Genomic DNA, 19,113 nt, shown 5'->3' on the forward strand with positions numbered 1-19,113 from the left:
ATGTTGTTTGCTTGTTAAGCTTACTTAAGCTCAACCTCTGCTCCAGCTTCTTCTAATGAAGATTTTAAGCCTTCAGCTTCGTCTTTAGAAACTCCTTCTTTGATTGCACTTGGTGCATCATCAACTAATCCTTTAGCTTCTTTTAAACCTAAACCAGTTAATTCTTTAACTAATTTTACAACTGCTAATTTAGAACCACCAGCAGCTTTTAATATTACGTCGAATTCAGTTTGCTCTTCAGCAGCGTCTCCACCAGCTGCAGGACCAGCAGCAACTGCTACAGCTGCAGCAGCAGGCTCAATACCATACTCGTCTTTTAATATAGTTGCTAATTCATTAACTTCTTTCACTGTTAAGTTAACTAATTGTTCTGCGAAATCTTTTAATTCTGCCATTTTTCTATCGTTTTAATAATTTTGTAATTTAATATATAATTGTAAAAGTGCGTACTTTTTGAATTATCCCTCTTTTTGAGATAATGTTTTTAAGATACCTGAAAGTTTTCCTCCACTCGATTGAAGCGCTGAAACAACGTTTTTAGCTGGAGATTGTAATAATCCAATGATATCTCCAATTAATTCTTCTTTCGACTTGATGTCTACTAACATATCTAATTGCTCGTCACCAATGTAAATAGCTTCTTCAATAAAAGCACCTTTTAATAAAGGCTTTTCTGATTTTTTTCTAAAAGCTTTAATTACTTTAGCAGGAGCGTTTCCTGTTTCAGAATACATCACTGATGTATTTCCTTTTAAAACTGTTGGAAGGTCACCAAATTCTCTATCTGATGCTTCCATTGCTTTTTCAAGTAATGTGTTCTTAACAACTGCCAACTGTACGTTTGCTTTAAAACAAGCACGACGTAAATTTGATGTTGCATCTGCATTTAATCCAGAAATATCTGCTAAATAGATATTTGCATTATCAGCTAATTGCGCAGTTAATTCTTTAATTACTTGTGATTTTTCTTCTCTTGTCATAATAAAAGTTTTTAACTAATTAACCAATTTTAGGATCTATAGCAATACTAGGGCTCATTGTAGAAGACATAAATATGCTTTTTACATAAACACCTTTAGCTGCTGTTGGTTTAAGTTTCATTAAAGTTGTTAATAATTCATTTGCATTACCTTCAATTTTATCAGCACTAAAAGATGCTTTTCCAATTGCAGCATGTACAATTCCAGTTTTATCTACTTTAAAGTCGATTTTACCAGCTTTAACTTCTGTCACGGCTTTTGCAATGTCCATTGTTACTGTACCTGTTTTTGGGTTAGGCATTAAACCACGAGGACCTAATACACGTCCTAAAGGACCTAATTTACCCATAACACTAGGCATAGTAATAATTACGTCAACGTCAGTCCAACCACTCTTGATTTTATCAAGGTATTCATCTAATCCAACGTAATCTGCTCCAGCTTCTTTAGCTTCTGCTTCTTTATCTGGAGTTACTAATGCTAAAACTTTTACGTCTTTACCTGTACCATGAGGAAGAGATACAACACCTCTTACCATTTGGTTAGCTTTTCTTGGATCTACTCCTAAGCGAACAGCTAAATCTACAGATGCGTCAAATTTTGCATTAGATATTTCTTTTATTAATGCAGATGCTTCAGTAATAGAATAAATTTTTCCTTTTTCTATTTTTGCTAAAGCCTCTTTTTTCTTTTTTGTTAATCTTGCCATTTTAAATTTCTTTTATAGATTAATTTGGCGCGTTTCCAGTCACGGTTATACCCATTGACCTTGCGGTTCCAGCTACCATCTTCATTGCAGATTCAATTGTAAATGCATTTAAATCTACCATTTTGTCTTCTGCGATAGTTTTCACTTGATCCCAAGAAACTTTAGCTACTTTTTTTCGGTTTGGTTCTCCTGAACCCTTCTTGATTTTTGCCGCTTCTAATAATTGTACTGCAGCTGGTGGTGTTTTGATTACAAATTCAAATGATTTGTCTTTGTAAACAGAAATTGCCACAGGTAAAACTTTACCTGGTTTATCTTGTGTTCTTGCATTAAACTGCTTACAGAACTCCATGATATTAACTCCAGCAGCACCTAGAGCGGGTCCAACCGGTGGCGACGGATTCGCTGCACCTCCCCTTACTTGTAACTTAACTACTTTGTCTAACTCTTTTGCCATTTTAAATAATTTAGTCGATGTTTACTTTTATTGGAAGCAAAAGAAACATCTATCTTTATGTAACAATTATTATACTTTTTCTACTTGCATATAACTTAATTCTAATGGTGTTTTTCTTCCAAAAATCTTAACCATTACTTCAAGTTTACGTTTTTCTTCATTTATTTTTTCGATACTACCATCAAAACCATTAAATGGTCCGTCTATAACTTTAACCGTTTCACCAACTGTATAAGGTATAGCAACATTAACATCTGTATCTACTTCTAATTCATCAACCTTACCTAACATTCTATTAACTTCAGATTGTCTTAAAGGCACAGGTTCTCCTCCTTTTGTTTCTCCTAAAAAACCTATAACATTGGTTACAGATTTTATAATATGAGGAATTTCACCACTTAAATTAGCCTGAACCATAATGTATCCTGGAAAGTAAACTTTTTCTTTACTTATCTTTTTACCATTACGTATTTGAATCACTTTTTCTGTAGGAACTAGTACTTGATCTACATAATCTTGTAAACCTAAACGAGCTATTTCATTCTCGATATAGGCTTTGATTTTGTTTTCTTGACCACTTACAGCTCTAACAACATACCACTTTTTCTCAATTCCTTCAGACATAAATCTTAAAATTATCCGTTTATTAAATTAAAATAATACCCAATAACTTTACTAAAAACTGTATCTATTCCCCAAATTGCTAATGAGAAAATAATAGAAAACACAGCTACAAGAATAGTTAAACTTTGTGTTTCTGCCCATGTAGGCCAGCTCACATTGTTTTTCAATTCTTCAAATGATTCTTTTATATAATTTACAATTCCTGCCATTATAATTTTTGTATTTGCACGGGTTGAGAGACTCGAACTCCCGACACCTGGTTTTGGAGACCAGTGCTCTACCAACTGAGCTAAACCCGTAAATATAAGTCAAGGCGTTCCGCCAAAACGGAACACCTTAACTTTTTATTTATAAACTATTAATTAGTCTAAAATCTCAGTTACTTGACCTGCTCCAACTGTTCTTCCTCCTTCACGAATAGCGAAACGAAGACCAACATTCATTGCAATTGGTTGAATTAACTCAACAGTAATAGTTAAGTTATCACCAGGCATAACCATTTCAACTCCATCAGGAAGCGCAATGTTTCCAGTTACATCTGTTGTACGTACGTAGAACTGTGGACGGTAGTTGTTATGAAATGGAGTGTGACGTCCACCTTCTTCTTTTTTAAGGATATAAACCTCTGCTTTAAATTTAGAGTGTGGTGTTACAGAACCTGGTTTTGTAATTACCATACCTCTAGATATTTGAGATTTCTCAATACCTCTTAATAAGATACCAGCGTTATCTCCAGCTTCACCTCTATCTAATATTTGACGGAACATTTCGATACCTGTAATAGTAGATGTTAATTTCTCAGCACCCATACCAATGATTTCAACAGGATCTCCTGTATTAGCGATACCAGTCTCAATACGACCAGTTGCTACAGTACCACGACCTGTAATTGAAAATACATCTTCAATTGGCATTAAGAAGTCTTTATCTACCTCACGAGTAGGCTCTTGAATCCAAGCATCAACTTGCGCCATTAATTCTAACACAGTATCTACCCATTTTTGCTCACCATTAAGTGCTCCTAAAGCAGATCCAGATACAACAGGTCCATTATCACCATCATATTCGTAGAAGTTTAATAAATCTCTAACTTCCATGTCTACTAATTCTAAAAGCTCTTCATCGTCAACCATATCTACTTTGTTTAAGAAAACAACGATACGAGGAATTCCTACTTGACGTCCTAATAAGATGTGCTCACGAGTTTGTGGCATAGGTCCATCTGTAGCAGCTACAACTAAAATTGCACCATCCATTTGAGCAGCACCAGTAACCATGTTCTTTACATAATCGGCGTGACCTGGACAATCTACGTGTGCATAGTGACGATTTTCAGTTTGATATTCTACGTGAGAAGTATTAATTGTTATACCTCTTTCTTTTTCTTCAGGTGCGTTATCAATTTGATCAAATGATCTTGCTTCTGAAAAACCTGCATCAGCTAATACTTTAGTAATAGCAGCAGTTAAAGTTGTTTTACCGTGATCTACGTGTCCAATAGTACCAATATTTAAGTGTGGTTTTGAACGATCGAAAGTTGCCTTTGCCATGTTTAATTTATTTTAATCTTATTTATATTATTGTTCAATTATTCTTTGATTGCTTTAAAGAGCCAATGACGGGAATTGAACCCGTGACCTCTTCCTTACCAAGGAAACGCTCTACCCCTGAGCTACACCGGCTAAATATTAGAGCGAGAGACCGGGTTCGAACCGGCGACATTCAGCTTGGAAGGCTGACGCTCTACCAACTGAGCTACTCTCGCAATTATTTAAAATTCTAAACATTTACAATTACACTTCTTAAAACCACATACTGGCTTAGTAATAAAAAGTGGGGAGAGCAGGATTCGAACCTGCGAAGTTAAAAACAACAGAGTTACAGTCTGTCCTCGTTGGCCGCTTGAGTATCTCCCCAATTATAAATATTTCACTCTATTAAAGAACTTGAGCCGATGGAGGGACTCGAACCCACGACCTGCTGATTACAAATCAGCTGCTCTAGCCAGCTGAGCTACATCGGCTTTTTTTTCATGCCACAATGGCTATAAAAAAAGCCCGCTATTTCTAACGGACTGCAAATGTATATATTTATTTAATTATTCAAAACATTTTTTAAATATTTTTTTTAATTATTTTTATCAAGAGTAAGATCTTAACTTTTCTTTTCGCTTTTTTAACTGTCTTTCTAAGGAAGCAATTGCTATATCTGCTCCTTCTTCAAAAGACTTACATTGTTTTTTTACAACAAAACTATCTCCAGGAACACTTACTCGTGCTTCAAATATTTTATTTTCTTTATCGCTTGTATTTTCAACTTTTAAATAAACATCTGATTTTATTATTTTATCATAAAAGGTATCTAACTTATCCATTCGTTTCTGAATAAAGTCTAATAATTTTTGATCTGCATTGAAGTTGACGGATTGCGTGTTTACTTTCATACTTCTAATTTATTATTGGTTAAACAATTATGCCGTTATTTTTTACTTCTTGGATGTGTGTTTAAATACACTTTTTTTAATTCTGCTATACTATTATGCGTATAAACTTGTGTTGCAGCTAAACTAGTATGGCCAAGTAATTCTTTAACGGCATTTAGGTCTGCACCTTGATTTAGTAAATGAGTTGCAAATGAGTGTCTTAGTATATGCGGACTCTTTTTTACCTTAGTAGATGCTAAACTAAAATACTCATTTATTATTCGGTAAACAAGTGTTTCATAAATTTTAACTCCTTTTTGTGTTAAAAACAAATAGTCTTTATCGGTTATTTCTTCTAGTTGATTTCTTACTGCTTTATATTTTTTTATAGTACCTAATACAGATTGTAATAATGGTACATATCTTTCTTTATTACGTTTACCTAATACTTTTAATGTATTATTTGAAACATCTATATCTTTTAGTTTTAACTCTACTAATTCTATTCTTCTTATTCCTGTAGAATAAAACAGCTCTATTATTAACTTATTTCTAATACCATTAAAGTCTTCTTGAAAATTAAGTTCATCTAAAACGATAGCTATTTCTGTTTCTGAAAATGGTACTTGTATTTTTTTACTTGTTTTTAACGCTCTGTGTTTTGCTAACGGATTACTTTCTATTTCCTTTATTTTAAGCAAAAACCTATAATAAGTATTTAACGCTGAAACTTTTCGATTTATACTTCTATTTGAAATTTTATTTTCAACCATAGAAACTATCCAACTTCTTATTTGCGAGTAGTTAGCAGCCTCTATACCTTCTTGTTTAAATTGCGCTGCATTGAATATTAAGAAGTCTGACAAGTCTTTTTTATAAGCCCTTATAGTTAGCTTAGAATAGTTTTTTTCTAACAGAAGATAGTCTAGAAAGGATGTAAATGGCATTGATTTATTTATTGTTTGTTGCTAGCTAAATGTACTAAAGTTTTATTGGATTTAATTTTAAAGCCAAAAAAAATCCTATTAACTAGTAGCTAATAGGATTTTATATGGTGTATTTATAAAATATTAAATATTTTCTAAATCTCTTAAACCTTGTACATATTGTGCTTTTTGCACTTGTGCTCTACGTGCTATAGAAGGTTTTGTAAATTGCTTACGTTCTTGCAGTTGATTTTTAACTGTAGTCTTAATAAACTTTCGCTTATAACGTTTTAACGCTCTTTCTATATTTTCTCCTTCGTTTACTGGAATTCTTAACATAGTTCTTAACCTCCTCTCTTTTAGATTTTTTAAGGCTGCAAATATAGTCAGGAATTTAAGATTTAAAAACAAAAATTAATATTTTTACTTTTCTTTTTATTTTGCGATCTAAATTAGTGTTATCATTAATTAAAAGTAGTTTGTATTATTGCTCAAACAAAGATGCTTTTCTACTAAGATCTAGAATAAGTTGCTCATCTTCTTCACTTTCTAATAAGACATTGTAACTTTTCCAAAACTCATTATTATAAGGCTTTGGTGCAAAGATATCTGGATCCCATTTTTGGTTTTGCATTGTTGCAATTTCATCTTTATTTAAAATAATTTCTGAGAATAAAATTTCTTGTACTGTATAGTAATAACGTTCTTCTTTATTGTAGCGCGCTTCTTCTTCTTTTGATATTTTTGAAGTTGGTTTTAATCCTACATTTACCAATTTAGGTGTTTCATAATAGATATAGTTTGGGTACATTTTATCTTGATACTCGATATAGGTTATCACTAATTTATGATTGGTTTGTGTATCAAAAAGTCTTTTGCTTCTAACCTTTTGAGCATCTGAAGCAGCAACTAAATTATACTCTACTTTTTTAATAGCATAGTTATCATAGTAAATATACAACCAGCCCTCTGCCTTATAACCCTCATTAAATATACCTTTAGTATCTAGGCCTACAAACTCTTTTGCTCCTTCAATTTTAATTTTATACAGTTTACGTTCATTATCGACAAGAATAGTATCTAATTTAAATTGATGTGTATTTAAAATATCATCACCAAACAAAGCTTTTGAATTATTTGCATTGCGAAGTAAATTTAGTTTTCCTTGAAAAAGATTTTCTAATCCGTTTACTCTAGTATCATTCCATTTAATAGCTTTTACTAATTGATCTTTAGTTACAGACCTTCTACTAATGTCTTTAGGTTTTAATTTTTTATTTGAGTTTTGATTTTTATAAGCAGCATAAGAAAATATGCTATCTACATCACGAAGGTCATAACTCTTTCTTACTTGGTCTACATTAATTTTTAAATGCTCTGTACTACTAGATACAAAGCCAGAATCATAAACAGTTATAGCACTTTCAATTAGCCATTTAAACTCATTTTTATTTCGCTCTTTATGTCTTAAAAACCCTTTTTGAATGTACGAGGAGTCTGGCAGATTACGTTCTAATTTTTCAATGGCTTTTACTACAATTTCATTACCTGTTTTTGGTCTTGCTTCTGCTATTAAAACTACTTCATCTAGTGATGCTTGCTCTTCGGATAAAAAGATTGCTACTTCAGCATTAAAATCTTGTATAGGTGTTTTAAAGGTAGAATACCCAATAGAAGAAATGACTAGCGTATCATTTTCATGTTTTTTAGGTACTTGCAATACAAAATTACCATCTATATTAGTCACTGTACCAATGGTTGTATTTTTAATATACACACTAGCACTAGCAATAGGAAAAGAGTCTAATGTATCTAGAACGGTATTTTTAAGTTCGGTTTGTGCATAACTTGTAAATCCTAAAAAAAGTAATATTACAACAGCTAGTTGTTTTTTGTTTTTTAATTGCATAGTATAAGTTTAATAAATCTAGAACTGTTTTGATAGATTAACGATTTTGAATAGAAATTAGTATTTAATTTATAAGCATCAACCTGCTAAGATTTGGATTAAAGAAAAAACATTTTAATATTAAACCCTAAATTTTTATACCATTTTCGTTAAAATGCGAATCAATTAATTTACCAATAATTGTATTTCTTTTTAAAAAATGATTTTGGCGATCCTCTTTTTAATGATTATCGCCAAAATTTGAATTATTTTATTTGGCAGCTAGTTAATACTCTTTCTTATCGATTACCATTTTGGCGATAATTTAATTTTATCATTTTCGCCAAAATAGTAATTAAATTATTTTGCAGCTGGTTTATACTCTTTCTTATCAATTACCATTTTGGCGATAATTTAATTTTATCATTTTCGCCAAAATAGCAATTAAATTATTTTGCAGCTGGTTTATACTCTTTCTTATCAATTACCATTTTGGCGATAATTTCTCTAAGAATTTCACTTGTGCCACCACCAATTGGTCCTAGTCTGCTATCACGCAAAAGTCGTGCCATTGGATATTCTTCCATATAACCATAACCTCCTAAAAATTGCACACATTGGTAAGCAACTTCATCTGCCATTTTTGTAGATTTTAATTTAGAGATAGTTGCTTCTTTTACCACATATTCTCCATTATTTAATCTAGATGCTACCATATAGTTATATTCTCTACACATTTCCATATCTGCATAAAGGTCTACAAAGCTATGACGCAATGCTTGAAACTTATTAATTGTTTTACCAAAAGCCATACGTTCACTCATATACTGTCTTGCATACTCTAAAGCATATTCTGCACGAGCATGTGCATTAATACCCATGATTAATCGCTCTAAAGCAAAATGTTGCATAATATAAGGGAAACCTTTTCCTTCTTCTCCCATTAAATTACTTGCTGGAATAGTTACATTATCAAAAGCTATTTCTGCTGTATCACTTGCTCTCCAACCTAATTTATCTAGTTTGGTAGCAGATATTCCTGGCGTATCTCTATCCATAATAAAAATACTCATACCGTTATGTCCTGCATCTACATCTGTTTTAGCAGCTACTACTAAGTAGTCACTATACACACCGTTTGTAATAAATGTTTTAGAACCGTTTATTACATAAGAGTCTCCTTTTTTAACAGCTGTAGTACGCATTGCTGCAACATCAGACCCTCCAAAAGGCTCGGTTATACAAAGACAACCTATTTTTTCACCAGTAATACTTGCTGTTAAATATTTTTCTTTTATTTCATGGCTTCCTTCTTTATTAACATGTGTCATCGCTAAATAAGTATGTGCCCAAATATTTGCTGCAAAACCACCAGAGTTTATTTTTTGTAATTCTTCTAATAAAATTACGGTATAAAATAAATCTAAGTTTAATCCTCCATATTCTTCAGGGTATGCTAAACCAAAGAAGCCCATTTCTCCAAATTTTTTCCAAATAAAGCGTTCTACAGTTCCTGTTTTTTCCCATTTATCTATATGTGGTACAACTTCTTTTTTTAAGAAATCTTGTAAACTTTGTCTAAATAATTGATGCTCTTCTGTGAAGTACATATTGCTCATAATTCTTAAGGAATTTATTATATTCTAGTTAATAGCCAAATATAATTTAATTATATCAATTTTATAAACAGGAAAGCCTTTTACTTTTGTTAATTCATCAACAGAATTAAAACCTTCACGTAAAGTTCTTTGTTCTAAAATTTCATGTGCAACCTCATAATCTATGTAAGGCACTGTTACTAATTCCTCTCTTGTTGCTGTATTTAAATATATTTTAGTTACTGCTTTAGGTGTTTTTACAGTAAACGTATTTGTGAGCCGTTTAATAACTTCTGGTTTTAAACCATATACTTCCTGTAACTCTGCATCTGCAATAAAACCTTGTTGTTTGTTTCTATAGGTTATTATTCTTTCAGAAAGAGTTTTACCTATACCATTCACTTTTTGCAATTGACTAGCCGAAGCAATGTTTAAATCTATTTTTTGTGAAAAGGTTTTGGTTGTATTCGAGTAGTTTTGGGTGCTATAGTTTACCTTAGGTTTAGTAACCCATTCTGGGAATTTAAAAAAAGGAGAAATTGTATTTAAAAGCGAATCGGAAACCTTTGTAACTTGCTGAAACTGTTTGGTAGAATTAACCCATTGATTTTGTTTTCTGAATTCTAACAATCTATCAATTTCTTGACTAGACATACCTAAAGAGAAGCCTTTATAATCTGAAATATAGTTTGGATTAAAAGGATATATTTTTGGCTTACGTTTTTCTATTGCTACTTTACGAAGCGAATCTACTTCTTTTTTAAACGCTTTTAACAAGTTTTGATCAACGATATCTTCTTGATATGAGTTTGTAAATACTTTGGGTATAACAAAAGCATATACACATTGTAGTGTAACAATTATGGTTAATAACAGAAAAATCCCATTTCTCTGTTTGTTTGTAAACTGGAAATGGGATTTTAAATTCATAGTATATGTTTTTTACATTTTTTCAACGAGATCATCTGCTCCCTCTTCTATAGCTTCTTCTTTTTTATTAATGGCATTCATGTATTTTTTCAATTCTTTTCTAATTACTGGTGATAACATTATTACACCAATAATATTTGGCACAACCATGGCAAAAATCATAGCATCAGAAAAATCGATAACAGCACCTAAACTAATAGAAGCACCTACCACTACAAATATTAAAAATAAGAATTTATATACTAAATCTGTAATTTTTCCTTTACCAAATAAAAACACCCATCCTTGCATACCGTAATAAGACCAAGAAATCATAGTACTAAAAGCAAATAAAATAACAGCAATAGTTAATACTATTGAAAAATGAGGAATAACAGTATCAAAGGCCGTTGCAGTGAGCTCTACACCTTCAGTAGCTTTTACACCATACTCCATAAACCCTCCGTCAAAATTAGTAATCACAATTACTAAAGCAGTCATAGTACAAATTACTACAGTATCTACAAAAGGTTCTAGTAAAGCAACAATACCTTCTGAAGCTGGATACTTAGTACGTACTGCAGCATGTGCAATTGCAGCAGAACCCACACCTGCTTCATTAGAGAATGCTCCACGACGTATACCTTGAATCATAACACCAATTACACCTCCTAAACCAGCTAAAGGTGTAAATGCGCCACTAACAATAGCAGCAAAGGCATCATCAATAAGTGTAAAGTTTGCAAATAATATAATAAGTGCAGCTAACACATAAATACCAGCCATGAAAGGCACTATTTTTTCGGTAACAGAGGCAATTCTTTTAATACCACCAATAATAACAATAGCAACTAAAACAGCCATTCCTAAACCAAAATACAATCCTGCATTTTCTCCTGTTAAACCAAATAGTTTAGTAAACTGTGCTGCTGCCTGGTTGGCTTGAAACATGTTTCCACCACCAAAAGAACCTCCAATAACAAAGATAGCAAATAAGACCGCTAATACTTTACCTAAGCCTCCTGCTCCTTTTTCTTTTAATCCTTTAGTTAAGTAATACATTGGTCCACCATAAACGGTACCATCTTCACCTACATCTCTATATTTTACACCTAAAGTACATTCTGCAAATTTAGAAGCCATTCCTAAAAGACCTGCAATAATCATCCAGAATGTAGCTCCTGGACCACCAATAGACAATGCTACAGCAACACCTGCAATATTACCCAATCCTACGGTTGCAGATAAGGCCGCTGTTAAAGCTTGAAAGTGCGAAACTTCGCCATCTGCGCCTTCATTTTTAATGGTTTCAAAAACATCACCACCTGGTGTTTGATCTCCATAAAGTGTATCTACTCCATGTTTTTCAATATCTTCATACTTCCCCTTAACTACCTGTAAAGCAGTTGTAAACCCTGTAAAATTGATGAATTTAAAATAGATAGTAAAAAATAATGCTCCTCCAATTAAAACTATTAACACCCAAGGAATTTGAAAATTTTCTGAGAAAGGTATTTCATAAAAAATAGCATTTACAAACCAACCTGTATAATCTTTGAAAATGGCATCTATTTTTTCTGAAGTACTCTCTTGAGCAAAGTTTATAAATGGTAAAATGAATGTAAAAATAGAAAGAAGATATTTCTTCATAATATGTATTAGTTAGTTAAATTTTGAATTAAGTTAGCAATATGCTAAAAATAAATGGTTTTTTAAAGCTTATGTTGTTAAAATAGGTGACTAATGTAAGTTGTAAATAGTATTTAATTCTTTAATTTGTTCTGGTCTACCAAGTACAATCACCTTAGCATTAGCCTCTAATTTGCGTTCTGCTTCAGGATTTACAATATATTCTCCTGCACTATTTTTGTACCCAATTACATTACAACCCGTTTTTTTTCTTAGGTCTAGGTCTTTTATGGTTTTTATACTTGTATTGGTATCGTATAATTTTTCAACAGCAATTTCTTCAATATTAATATTAGAGCTACCTACAATATTTAAGTTATCTATAAATTCTATTAAATCTGGCACAACTACTAAAGATGCCATGTGATCACCACCAATTCTGTCTGGAAGAATTACGTTATTAGCACCTGCAAATTTTAGTTTTTTATAGGATGTTTCTTCTGATGCTCTACTAATTATACGTAGTGTTGTGTTAATTTGTCTAGCAGAAAGCACAACAAATAAATTATCGGCATCATTAGGTAAGGCAGAAATTAGTGTTTCGGCTCTATCTATACCTGCTTCTAATAAAATTTCATCTTCATTTGCATTTCCTAAAACAAAAGGGACTTGATCGGTTTCAAATTTATCTATAACCTCTTTATCTTTTTCAATTACAACAAATGGTTTATTATAAGCAAGCAATTTTTTAGCAGCTTGTTTTCCGTTTCTTCCATAACCACAAATAATTATATGATTTGTAAGTGCATCTATGGTTTTTTGCATCTTTTTTTGTTTTAATTCTTCTAAATTATTTCTGCTTAAAATATATTCTGTAATTACAGTTAAAGCGTAACCAACAATTATTATACTGGTTAAAATTAATAACATTGTAAATATCTTGGAGGCAGGATCTAACGGATACACTTCACCAAAACCAACAGTTGTAATGGTAATAACTGTCATATACAAGGCATCAATCCAGGAATATTGTGATACATATTTAAATCCTAATACACCTATAAATAGCAACAATACTAATAGCGTTACTGCTGTGTAAATTCTAGACCTAAAAAATTTTACAAAATTATTAATCATACATTATAGGTCAAAAACCGAAGTTCGTTTTGTATATACTATATCTTTTATTTTCATCCAGAAAGCTAAGAATAAATATAAAGCAAAACCAAAACCTAAAGTTACAAATGTTAAATATATAAATGAAGTTCTTACCACTTTTGCACGCATACCCAATCTATCAGCAATACGCTGGCATACATAGTAACCGTGTTTTTGAAAATATAAAAGAATGCGATAGAAAATGTTCATGACTGCAATTTACTTAATTACTACCAATTTTATTAATAAAAAAATTAAATTCGAAAAAACGAAACCTAAAACCTAATATTTTAAATTTCTTTACACAACGCTAGTTAATAATACATTACCAATAGCACATTGCAAACATTTATTTTTTTCACAATATTGGGTTTTTAGTTGCAGTAATGCTTGACTCTGCATGGCAGATGTTGCTACAGGATGAAGTTCTTGAAACTTAGTAACAATACTATTTTTTTCGGAAGAAATTTGATTAATAATACGAATAATAACATCATCTATATCTTTGCCTTGCTGTTTGGCATAGCTAAATTTTATAGGCACTATGGTATTAATAATAAGCAAATCTATAAAAGCTTTAGTTATTCTTTTTTTAGATTCTTTACTGGTTTTACCAAAAGTAAAATGAGTTTGCCAATAGGCTGAAGTACCAACAGCAAACAAAGCATAAATTTCTTCTATATTTTTTGCGTTTATTATTTTTGAAAACAAATTGGTTTGTGCACTATATAAATTTGCTAATTGCGAAATACGTATGGTAGGAAAATTAGGAGGTCGTAATCTAAAAAACTGTAAAGGAGTTACTGCTTGATTAGATAAACCAAACTTTTGTTTTAAAAACAAGTATTCTTTTTTAAGCGCTAAGTAATATAAGTCTTGCTTATCTAGGTTTAACAAATCTGCCTGACCAAAAAACAAGGCTTCTAAACTACGCTGTTTACTTTGTAGTTTTTGAACCACAGTAAAATCTATAGAACTAGCAAAACTTAAAAAAGCATCTCCATTTACTTTTAGCCCAAAGCTTTTAGCTAGCATCTTAAAAAGAACTGCTTCCCAATTGTTTTTGCTAGTTTGTAATAATTGTGCAATGTCTGCAGATTTTCGTTCTAAGCGCTCAAAATACAAACGCTCTAACCAATTATTTACAACAAAATCATCTACTGTTGCAAAATCATTTTCACAGTTAATCCATTTTTGTTTTTTACGAAATAGTTTTTGGTAGTTTTGCAGAGCAGTTTTATCTACAATATCTTTAAGTACTAAGGTAGCAATTACAGTATTGTCTTTTCTATGTATTTCTGTATCATGCTCCCAAACCACGTGTAGTATCACATTATCATAATTTGCGTCTTGTTCATGACCATGTAAAAACCAATCGCTAGATTTTATATGTATTTCTACATTACCAGCCCAAAGCTGGTCTGTTATTTTAATTTGTGCATTAAAAAAGTCTGGTCCTGTATTATGGTTATGCATACCAACTTGCAAAACAAAAACAGGTTCTTGAGCTGTTGTTTTTAAATTGCTTAGCGCAAACTTTTTGTATTTCCAGATATAATGTAAAAAGTCTTCTTGCATGTAACTAATTTACATAATGCTATTTACATAACAAAAAAAACAAGGTTAAGTACAAACAATTTGTTGTATTGCTATTTTATAAAAACCAATAGAACCGAAAAAACAAATGTTATTTAGGTTAACTCTATAAGATTGCTATTTTGTTTTACTCCGTTTAAGTATAGTTGAACATATTAATTTGCTGTTAAGAATTACATTTTATCTAGTTTATCAACCCATACATCGTTATTTTTGCAAAATAATCACAACATTTTTAACACAAAATTCAACCTATGAAAAACCTAAAAAACAAAAAAGCAATAATTACAGGAGGAGGAAGAGGACTTGGAAGAGCAACTGCAATAGCTTTTGCTAAAGAAGGAATTGACATTGCCATAACAGGAAGAACAGAAGCTGCTTTAATAGAAACTGTTGCAGAATTAAAAACGTTAGGTGTTGATGCCACTTACGCTGTTTTTGATGTTAGCAATTATGACGAAGTTAAAAAAGGAATTAAAACCATTATTGAAAAATTAAGTACTGTAGATATTTTAGTAAACAATGCAGGAATTGCTGCATTTGGTACTTTAAATGATATGGACGTACAACAATGGAGTCAAATTATACAAACCAACGTAATGGGTATGTACTATGTAACCAAAGAGGTTTTACCATACTTAATAGAAAAAAACAAAGGAGATATTTTTAATGTTTCTTCTACTGCTGGTTTATCAGGTAACGCTACTACCTCTGCGTATTCGGCTTCAAAATTTGCAGTTATTGGCATGTCTGAATCTTTAATGAAAGAAGTACGTAAAAACAACATTCGTGTTTGTACATTAACACCTAGTACTATTGCTTCAGATATGTCTATAGAGCTTGGTATTGCTAATAAAGATTCTGAAGATAGCGTATTACAGCCAGAAGATTTTGCAGAACTTATTGTTGCTGGATTAAAATTACCAAGAAGAGCTATGTTAAAAGGAGCGTCTTTATGGTCTACAAACCCTTAATTTATTTATTTAACATCGTTATTTTCTACAAATATTACTAATTAAAACTATATTTTTATGACAAAAAGTTACATTACATTTTTATTTTTTTTAGCAGCCATTTTTAATTTAAATGCGCAAATTACACTACATGGCTGTGAAACTGTTTTGTCTAATCAAGATTTTGTACTAAACAATACAGGAACTATTGATGACGGAGCAACTATACGTAACACTTTTGAAAGCACACCTAGTGATTTTTCACAAAGCTGTTCTGCTGGAGTTTGTGAACTTCGAATTATATGGAATACCTCAGCTTTTAGATGGGAAATTCAATTAGATAATGATGGCCCTTTAGGCACACCTGATTATGATACCGCTGTATTATATTACAATACAACTGCTTCTACACCAAACCCTCCTGACTTAACCTTAGGAACATGGGTTGACGCTAATAGCTTTTGCGGAGGCAATGGATCTCTTACTCTAACAGGAGATGTACAAAGTTCAACTTTAAGTATTAACACCTTTGATTTACAAAGTAAAATAAAATTATACCCAAACCCATCTATTAATTATTTACAAGTATCTGGTTTAACAAAAACAGAGTACTATAGATTATTTAATGTTTTAGGTGCTGAAGTAAATAATGGCAGAGTTTCTAATAATGGTAAAATAGATACAAGCAACCTAACAAATGGATTATACTTTTTAAAATTTGAAAACGGAAACACCTTTAAATTTATAAAAGAATAGCATTTACTTAAAACTTATTTTCTTAAAAAAAACCTCCTAAAATTTAGGAGGTTTTTTATTTCTTTTGATACAGCTATGTCTTTGCGTTATGTACAATAGGCATTTTATTTCTTGTAATTACTATTCTATATAACCCATTTTTTTCATCCAATCGTTGTTGTACATTTTACCAACATAACGACTACCATGATCGTGAAAAAGAACCACAACAACATCGTCTTTTTTAAACTTGTCTTTTAATTGTAATAATCCTTTTATTGCTGCTCCTGCGCTATTACCTAAAAACATACCTTCTTCTAAAGCTAGTTTTTGCGTGTACACTGCTGCATCTTTATCGGTTACTTTAGTAAAACCATCAATAAGAGAGAAGTCTACATTTTTTGGTAAGATATCTTCGCCAATACCTTCGGTTACGTAAGGGTAGATTTCATTCTCGTCAAAAATTCCTGTTTCATGGTATTTTTTAAACACAGAACCATAAGTATCAATTCCCCATACTTTAACATTAGGGTTTTGCTCTTTAAGGTATTTACTTATTCCAGAAATAGTTCCTCCTGTTCCTACACCAACAACAAAGTGTGTTACCTTACCATCTGTTTGTTTCCAGATTTCTGGACCTGTACTTTGGTAATGCGCTTTTGCGTTACTTGGGTTATCATATTGGTTTACATACCAGGAGTTTGGTGTTTCTTCTCCTAAACGTTTAGAAACTGAATAATACGATCTTGGGTCTGTTGGCTCTACATCTGTAGGGCAAACAATTACCTCTGCACCATGTGCTCTTAATACATCACATTTTTCTTTAGATTGTTTATCGCTAATTACAAAAATACATTTGTATCCTTTTACAATTGCGGCAAGCGCTAATCCTAAGCCTGTATTTCCTGATGTACCTTCAATAATAGTTCCTCCTGGTTTTAATCTTCCGTCTGCTTCTGCATCTTCAATCATGGTTAAAGCCATTCTATCTTTTGCAGAGTTTCCTGGGTTAAAGGTTTCGTATTTTGCAAGTACCAAACAAGGTAAATCTTCTGTAATTTTATTTAGTTTTACTAGTGGTGTGTTACCAATAGTTTCTAATATATTTTTTGCGTATTCCATTTCTTATTTTTCTGATGCAAAAATAGTAAAAGGGAATAGTTTTATGTTAAATGTTAGCTTTTATTTTGCGTTAGGGATTGAGCAATTGTTGGAGCTCCTTGAAAAGAGCGACTTGTGAAAGCGCGGTACTGCGAAGCTTAAGCGTAGCAGTAAACGCCATAATTAGTTACTCAAAACGAATTGCTTTTACTGGCGAAATTTTGGTTATAATGTAAGATGGTATTAGTAGCATGAGTAAACAGAGAATGAATGTGCCAATGTTTAGCGCTAAAATATAGCCTAAATTAATATAAACTGGTACTTCGCTTACATGATATACATTTGGGTCTAGCGGAAAAAGTTTACCGTATTTTTGTGCTAATAATAAGGTTAAACCTATGAGATTTCCCCAGAACAAGCCTTTTAAAATAATATAGCCTGCATTGTATAAAAACATTTTTCTAATGCTCCAGTTATTGCTTCCTAATGCTTTAAAAATACCAATCATTTTGGTGCGTTCTAGAATTAAAACTAGTAATGCAGTTATCATATTTATTCCTGCTACAAGAATCATAATACCTATAATACCATAGGTGTTTTTATCGAAAATGCCAATCCACTCAAAAATAGAAGCGTGTTTTTGTTCTACAGTTACTGCATTTAATAAGGAAGGTGTGTTTTGAAATACTGCAACATATTTTTCTTGCAATTGGTTGTAGTCTTCTAATAAAACCTCAAAACTTCCTACCTGATCTGGCTCCCACTTATTAAGTCTTTGAATGTGGCGAATATCTCCAAGCACATAGGTTTCATCAAATTCTTTAAGTCCAGAATTATAAATACCTACAATAGAATAGCGTATTTGTGTTGGTAAGGCGTTTGGGTCTTCCTTTTTAAAGAAAGTTGCAAATTTATCGCCTAACTTAAACTGCATACGTTTTGCTAAATCTTCAGAAATTAGCACGTCTTGGTTTCGTTCTTTAGTGTAATCTGGTAATCTACCTTCTATTAAAAACTCTTTAAAATAATCCCAATTATAATCTGCTCCTACTCCTTTTACAATAATAGCCTCAAAATCGGTTTCCGTTCTTATAATTCCGAATTTTGACGCTACAGCTTGTATGTTTTTTATACCATCTACATTTTTAAAAACGGGATAAAAATCTTGTTTGGTAGAAATTGGTTTATCACTTTCTTGTGAGTTATTAGTACCAAAACTAGAAATAATGATATGCCCATTAAATGCAGAAACTTTATCTCTAATTTTTTGTTGCAAACCAATACCTGTAGCAACAGCAATCATCATTACTATTATACCAATAGCAATTGCAGCGATTCCAATTTTTATTATTGGTGCCGAAACGCTACTTTTATACGCTTTACTACTAATAATGCGTTTAGCTATAAAAAACTCGAAATTCAAACTAG

Annotated in this window: 21 protein-coding genes and 5 tRNA genes; 2 read left to right on the forward strand and 24 right to left on the reverse strand. The window is 31.6% G+C overall.

The genetic code is table 11. The features are described 5' to 3' along the window. Positions 1–20 precede the first annotated feature (20 nt). The 22 genes from rplL to KO494_RS08815 all read right to left on the reverse strand — a co-directional run bounded on the left by rplL (position 21) and on the right by KO494_RS08815 (position 14,878). Positions 21–395: a 50S ribosomal protein L7/L12 gene (gene rplL, locus KO494_RS08710; RefSeq protein WP_215967222.1), complete on the reverse strand. Its 375-nt coding sequence runs from the start codon at positions 393–395 to the stop codon at positions 21–23. A gap of 63 nt (positions 396–458) precedes the next feature. After that, complete coding sequence (rplJ, locus tag KO494_RS08715; RefSeq protein WP_215967223.1) at positions 459–980, reverse strand: 50S ribosomal protein L10; 522 nt, start codon at positions 978–980, stop codon at positions 459–461. Positions 981–999: 19 nt separating this feature from the next. Beyond that, entirely contained in the window at positions 1,000–1,689 is a 690-nt protein-coding gene (gene rplA / locus KO494_RS08720) for a 50S ribosomal protein L1 (RefSeq protein WP_215967224.1), read from the reverse strand. Positions 1,690–1,708: 19 nt separating this feature from the next. Further along, complete coding sequence (rplK, locus tag KO494_RS08725; RefSeq protein WP_215967225.1) at positions 1,709–2,146, reverse strand: 50S ribosomal protein L11; 438 nt, start codon at positions 2,144–2,146, stop codon at positions 1,709–1,711. A gap of 69 nt (positions 2,147–2,215) precedes the next feature. Beyond that, on the reverse strand, positions 2,216–2,770 hold the full coding sequence (gene nusG, locus KO494_RS08730) for a transcription termination/antitermination protein NusG (RefSeq protein ID WP_215967226.1): 555 nt from the start codon (positions 2,768–2,770) through the stop codon (positions 2,216–2,218). 11 nt (positions 2,771–2,781) lie between these two features. Further along, positions 2,782–2,979, reverse strand: coding sequence for a preprotein translocase subunit SecE (gene secE / locus KO494_RS08735; protein ID WP_055443119.1), 198 nt, complete (start codon positions 2,977–2,979; stop codon positions 2,782–2,784). 17 nt (positions 2,980–2,996) lie between these two features. Next, positions 2,997–3,069, reverse strand: a tRNA-Trp gene (locus KO494_RS08740). A 63-nt stretch (positions 3,070–3,132) separates the two neighbouring features. Continuing rightward, the gene (gene tuf / locus KO494_RS08745) at positions 3,133–4,320 is read right to left on the reverse strand and encodes an elongation factor Tu (RefSeq protein ID WP_215967227.1); all 1,188 of its coding nucleotides are present in this window, start codon (positions 4,318–4,320) and stop codon (positions 3,133–3,135) included. Positions 4,321–4,380: 60 nt separating this feature from the next. Beyond that, positions 4,381–4,452, reverse strand: a tRNA-Thr gene (locus KO494_RS08750). 10 nt (positions 4,453–4,462) lie between these two features. Next, a tRNA-Gly gene (locus tag KO494_RS08755) sits at positions 4,463–4,535 on the reverse strand. Between the two features lie 69 nt (positions 4,536–4,604). After that, positions 4,605–4,686, reverse strand: a tRNA-Tyr gene (locus tag KO494_RS08760). 33 nt (positions 4,687–4,719) lie between these two features. Beyond that, a tRNA-Thr gene (locus tag KO494_RS08765) sits at positions 4,720–4,793 on the reverse strand. A 117-nt stretch (positions 4,794–4,910) separates the two neighbouring features. Then, positions 4,911–5,213, reverse strand: coding sequence for a ribosome hibernation-promoting factor, HPF/YfiA family (gene hpf, locus KO494_RS08770; protein ID WP_215967228.1), 303 nt, complete (start codon positions 5,211–5,213; stop codon positions 4,911–4,913). A gap of 35 nt (positions 5,214–5,248) precedes the next feature. After that, positions 5,249–6,139 (reverse strand): tyrosine-type recombinase/integrase, encoded by an 891-nt coding sequence (locus KO494_RS08775; RefSeq protein ID WP_215967229.1) that lies wholly within the window; start codon positions 6,137–6,139, stop codon positions 5,249–5,251. A 123-nt stretch (positions 6,140–6,262) separates the two neighbouring features. Continuing rightward, positions 6,263–6,457 carry a 30S ribosomal protein S21 gene (rpsU, locus tag KO494_RS08780; protein ID WP_215967230.1) on the reverse strand — a complete coding sequence of 65 codons (195 nt, stop codon included), beginning with the start codon at positions 6,455–6,457 and terminating at the stop codon, positions 6,263–6,265. Between the two features lie 145 nt (positions 6,458–6,602). Then, positions 6,603–8,027 carry a carboxypeptidase-like regulatory domain-containing protein gene (locus KO494_RS08785; RefSeq protein ID WP_215967231.1) on the reverse strand — a complete coding sequence of 475 codons (1,425 nt, stop codon included), beginning with the start codon at positions 8,025–8,027 and terminating at the stop codon, positions 6,603–6,605. A gap of 428 nt (positions 8,028–8,455) precedes the next feature. After that, the gene (locus KO494_RS08790) at positions 8,456–9,625 is read right to left on the reverse strand and encodes an acyl-CoA dehydrogenase family protein (RefSeq protein WP_215967232.1); all 1,170 of its coding nucleotides are present in this window, start codon (positions 9,623–9,625) and stop codon (positions 8,456–8,458) included. Between the two features lie 24 nt (positions 9,626–9,649). Continuing rightward, positions 9,650–10,534 (reverse strand): ComEA family DNA-binding protein, encoded by an 885-nt coding sequence (locus KO494_RS08795; protein ID WP_215967233.1) that lies wholly within the window; start codon positions 10,532–10,534, stop codon positions 9,650–9,652. 12 nt (positions 10,535–10,546) lie between these two features. Continuing rightward, positions 10,547–12,163, reverse strand: coding sequence for a sodium:alanine symporter family protein (locus tag KO494_RS08800; protein WP_215967234.1), 1,617 nt, complete (start codon positions 12,161–12,163; stop codon positions 10,547–10,549). 90 nt (positions 12,164–12,253) lie between these two features. Further along, entirely contained in the window at positions 12,254–13,279 is a 1,026-nt protein-coding gene (locus KO494_RS08805) for a TrkA family potassium uptake protein (protein WP_215967235.1), read from the reverse strand. A gap of 3 nt (positions 13,280–13,282) precedes the next feature. Further along, the gene (locus KO494_RS08810) at positions 13,283–13,510 is read right to left on the reverse strand and encodes a PspC domain-containing protein (RefSeq protein ID WP_215967236.1); all 228 of its coding nucleotides are present in this window, start codon (positions 13,508–13,510) and stop codon (positions 13,283–13,285) included. Positions 13,511–13,600: 90 nt separating this feature from the next. Then, complete coding sequence (locus KO494_RS08815; protein WP_215967237.1) at positions 13,601–14,878, reverse strand: DUF2851 family protein; 1,278 nt, start codon at positions 14,876–14,878, stop codon at positions 13,601–13,603. Positions 14,879–15,150: 272 nt separating this feature from the next. Here KO494_RS08815 and KO494_RS08820 point away from each other — a divergent pair, with 272 nt between their 5' ends. Next, positions 15,151–15,870: a 3-ketoacyl-ACP reductase gene (locus tag KO494_RS08820; RefSeq protein ID WP_215967238.1), complete on the forward strand. Its 720-nt coding sequence runs from the start codon at positions 15,151–15,153 to the stop codon at positions 15,868–15,870. A 57-nt stretch (positions 15,871–15,927) separates the two neighbouring features. Further along, on the forward strand, positions 15,928–16,605 hold the full coding sequence (locus tag KO494_RS08825) for a T9SS type A sorting domain-containing protein (protein WP_215967239.1): 678 nt from the start codon (positions 15,928–15,930) through the stop codon (positions 16,603–16,605). 120 nt (positions 16,606–16,725) lie between these two features. Here KO494_RS08825 and KO494_RS08830 read toward each other — a convergent pair whose 3' ends face one another. Both KO494_RS08830 and KO494_RS08835 read right to left on the reverse strand, forming a co-directional pair. Then, entirely contained in the window at positions 16,726–17,706 is a 981-nt protein-coding gene (locus KO494_RS08830; protein WP_215967240.1) for a PLP-dependent cysteine synthase family protein, read from the reverse strand. A gap of 166 nt (positions 17,707–17,872) precedes the next feature. Beyond that, positions 17,873–19,108 (reverse strand): ABC transporter permease, encoded by a 1,236-nt coding sequence (locus KO494_RS08835; RefSeq protein WP_215967241.1) that lies wholly within the window; start codon positions 19,106–19,108, stop codon positions 17,873–17,875. Between the last annotated feature and the right edge of the window lie 5 nt (positions 19,109–19,113).

Source organism: Lacinutrix sp. C3R15 (assembly GCF_018860825.1).
Classification (GTDB): domain Bacteria; phylum Bacteroidota; class Bacteroidia; order Flavobacteriales; family Flavobacteriaceae; genus Oceanihabitans.

Excerpts from the sequence above, each read along its gene's own strand:
- secE (WP_055443119.1), bottom strand. The coding sequence starts at position 2,979 with ATGGCAGGAATTGTAAATTATATAAAAGAATCATTTGAAGAATTGAAA.
- rplA (WP_215967224.1), bottom strand. The coding sequence starts at position 1,689 with ATGGCAAGATTAACAAAAAAGAAAAAAGAGGCTTTAGCAAAAATAGAA.
- KO494_RS08810 (WP_215967236.1), bottom strand. The coding sequence starts at position 13,510 with ATGAACATTTTCTATCGCATTCTTTTATATTTTCAAAAACACGGTTAC.
- rplJ (WP_215967223.1), bottom strand. The coding sequence starts at position 980 with ATGACAAGAGAAGAAAAATCACAAGTAATTAAAGAATTAACTGCGCAA.
- nusG (WP_215967226.1), bottom strand. The coding sequence starts at position 2,770 with ATGTCTGAAGGAATTGAGAAAAAGTGGTATGTTGTTAGAGCTGTAAGT.
- rplL (WP_215967222.1), bottom strand. The coding sequence starts at position 395 with ATGGCAGAATTAAAAGATTTCGCAGAACAATTAGTTAACTTAACAGTG.
- KO494_RS08805 (WP_215967235.1), bottom strand. The coding sequence starts at position 13,279 with ATGATTAATAATTTTGTAAAATTTTTTAGGTCTAGAATTTACACAGCA.
- KO494_RS08790 (WP_215967232.1), bottom strand. The coding sequence starts at position 9,625 with ATGAGCAATATGTACTTCACAGAAGAGCATCAATTATTTAGACAAAGT.
- KO494_RS08815 (WP_215967237.1), bottom strand. The coding sequence starts at position 14,878 with ATGCAAGAAGACTTTTTACATTATATCTGGAAATACAAAAAGTTTGCG.
- KO494_RS08785 (WP_215967231.1), bottom strand. The coding sequence starts at position 8,027 with ATGCAATTAAAAAACAAAAAACAACTAGCTGTTGTAATATTACTTTTT.
- KO494_RS08820 (WP_215967238.1), top strand. The coding sequence starts at position 15,151 with ATGAAAAACCTAAAAAACAAAAAAGCAATAATTACAGGAGGAGGAAGA.
- hpf (WP_215967228.1), bottom strand. The coding sequence starts at position 5,213 with ATGAAAGTAAACACGCAATCCGTCAACTTCAATGCAGATCAAAAATTA.
- KO494_RS08830 (WP_215967240.1), bottom strand. The coding sequence starts at position 17,706 with ATGGAATACGCAAAAAATATATTAGAAACTATTGGTAACACACCACTA.
- rpsU (WP_215967230.1), bottom strand. The coding sequence starts at position 6,457 with ATGTTAAGAATTCCAGTAAACGAAGGAGAAAATATAGAAAGAGCGTTA.
- tuf (WP_215967227.1), bottom strand. The coding sequence starts at position 4,320 with ATGGCAAAGGCAACTTTCGATCGTTCAAAACCACACTTAAATATTGGT.
- KO494_RS08775 (WP_215967229.1), bottom strand. The coding sequence starts at position 6,139 with ATGCCATTTACATCCTTTCTAGACTATCTTCTGTTAGAAAAAAACTAT.
- KO494_RS08800 (WP_215967234.1), bottom strand. The coding sequence starts at position 12,163 with ATGAAGAAATATCTTCTTTCTATTTTTACATTCATTTTACCATTTATA.
- KO494_RS08825 (WP_215967239.1), top strand. The coding sequence starts at position 15,928 with ATGACAAAAAGTTACATTACATTTTTATTTTTTTTAGCAGCCATTTTT.
- rplK (WP_215967225.1), bottom strand. The coding sequence starts at position 2,146 with ATGGCAAAAGAGTTAGACAAAGTAGTTAAGTTACAAGTAAGGGGAGGT.
- KO494_RS08795 (WP_215967233.1), bottom strand. The coding sequence starts at position 10,534 with ATGAATTTAAAATCCCATTTCCAGTTTACAAACAAACAGAGAAATGGG.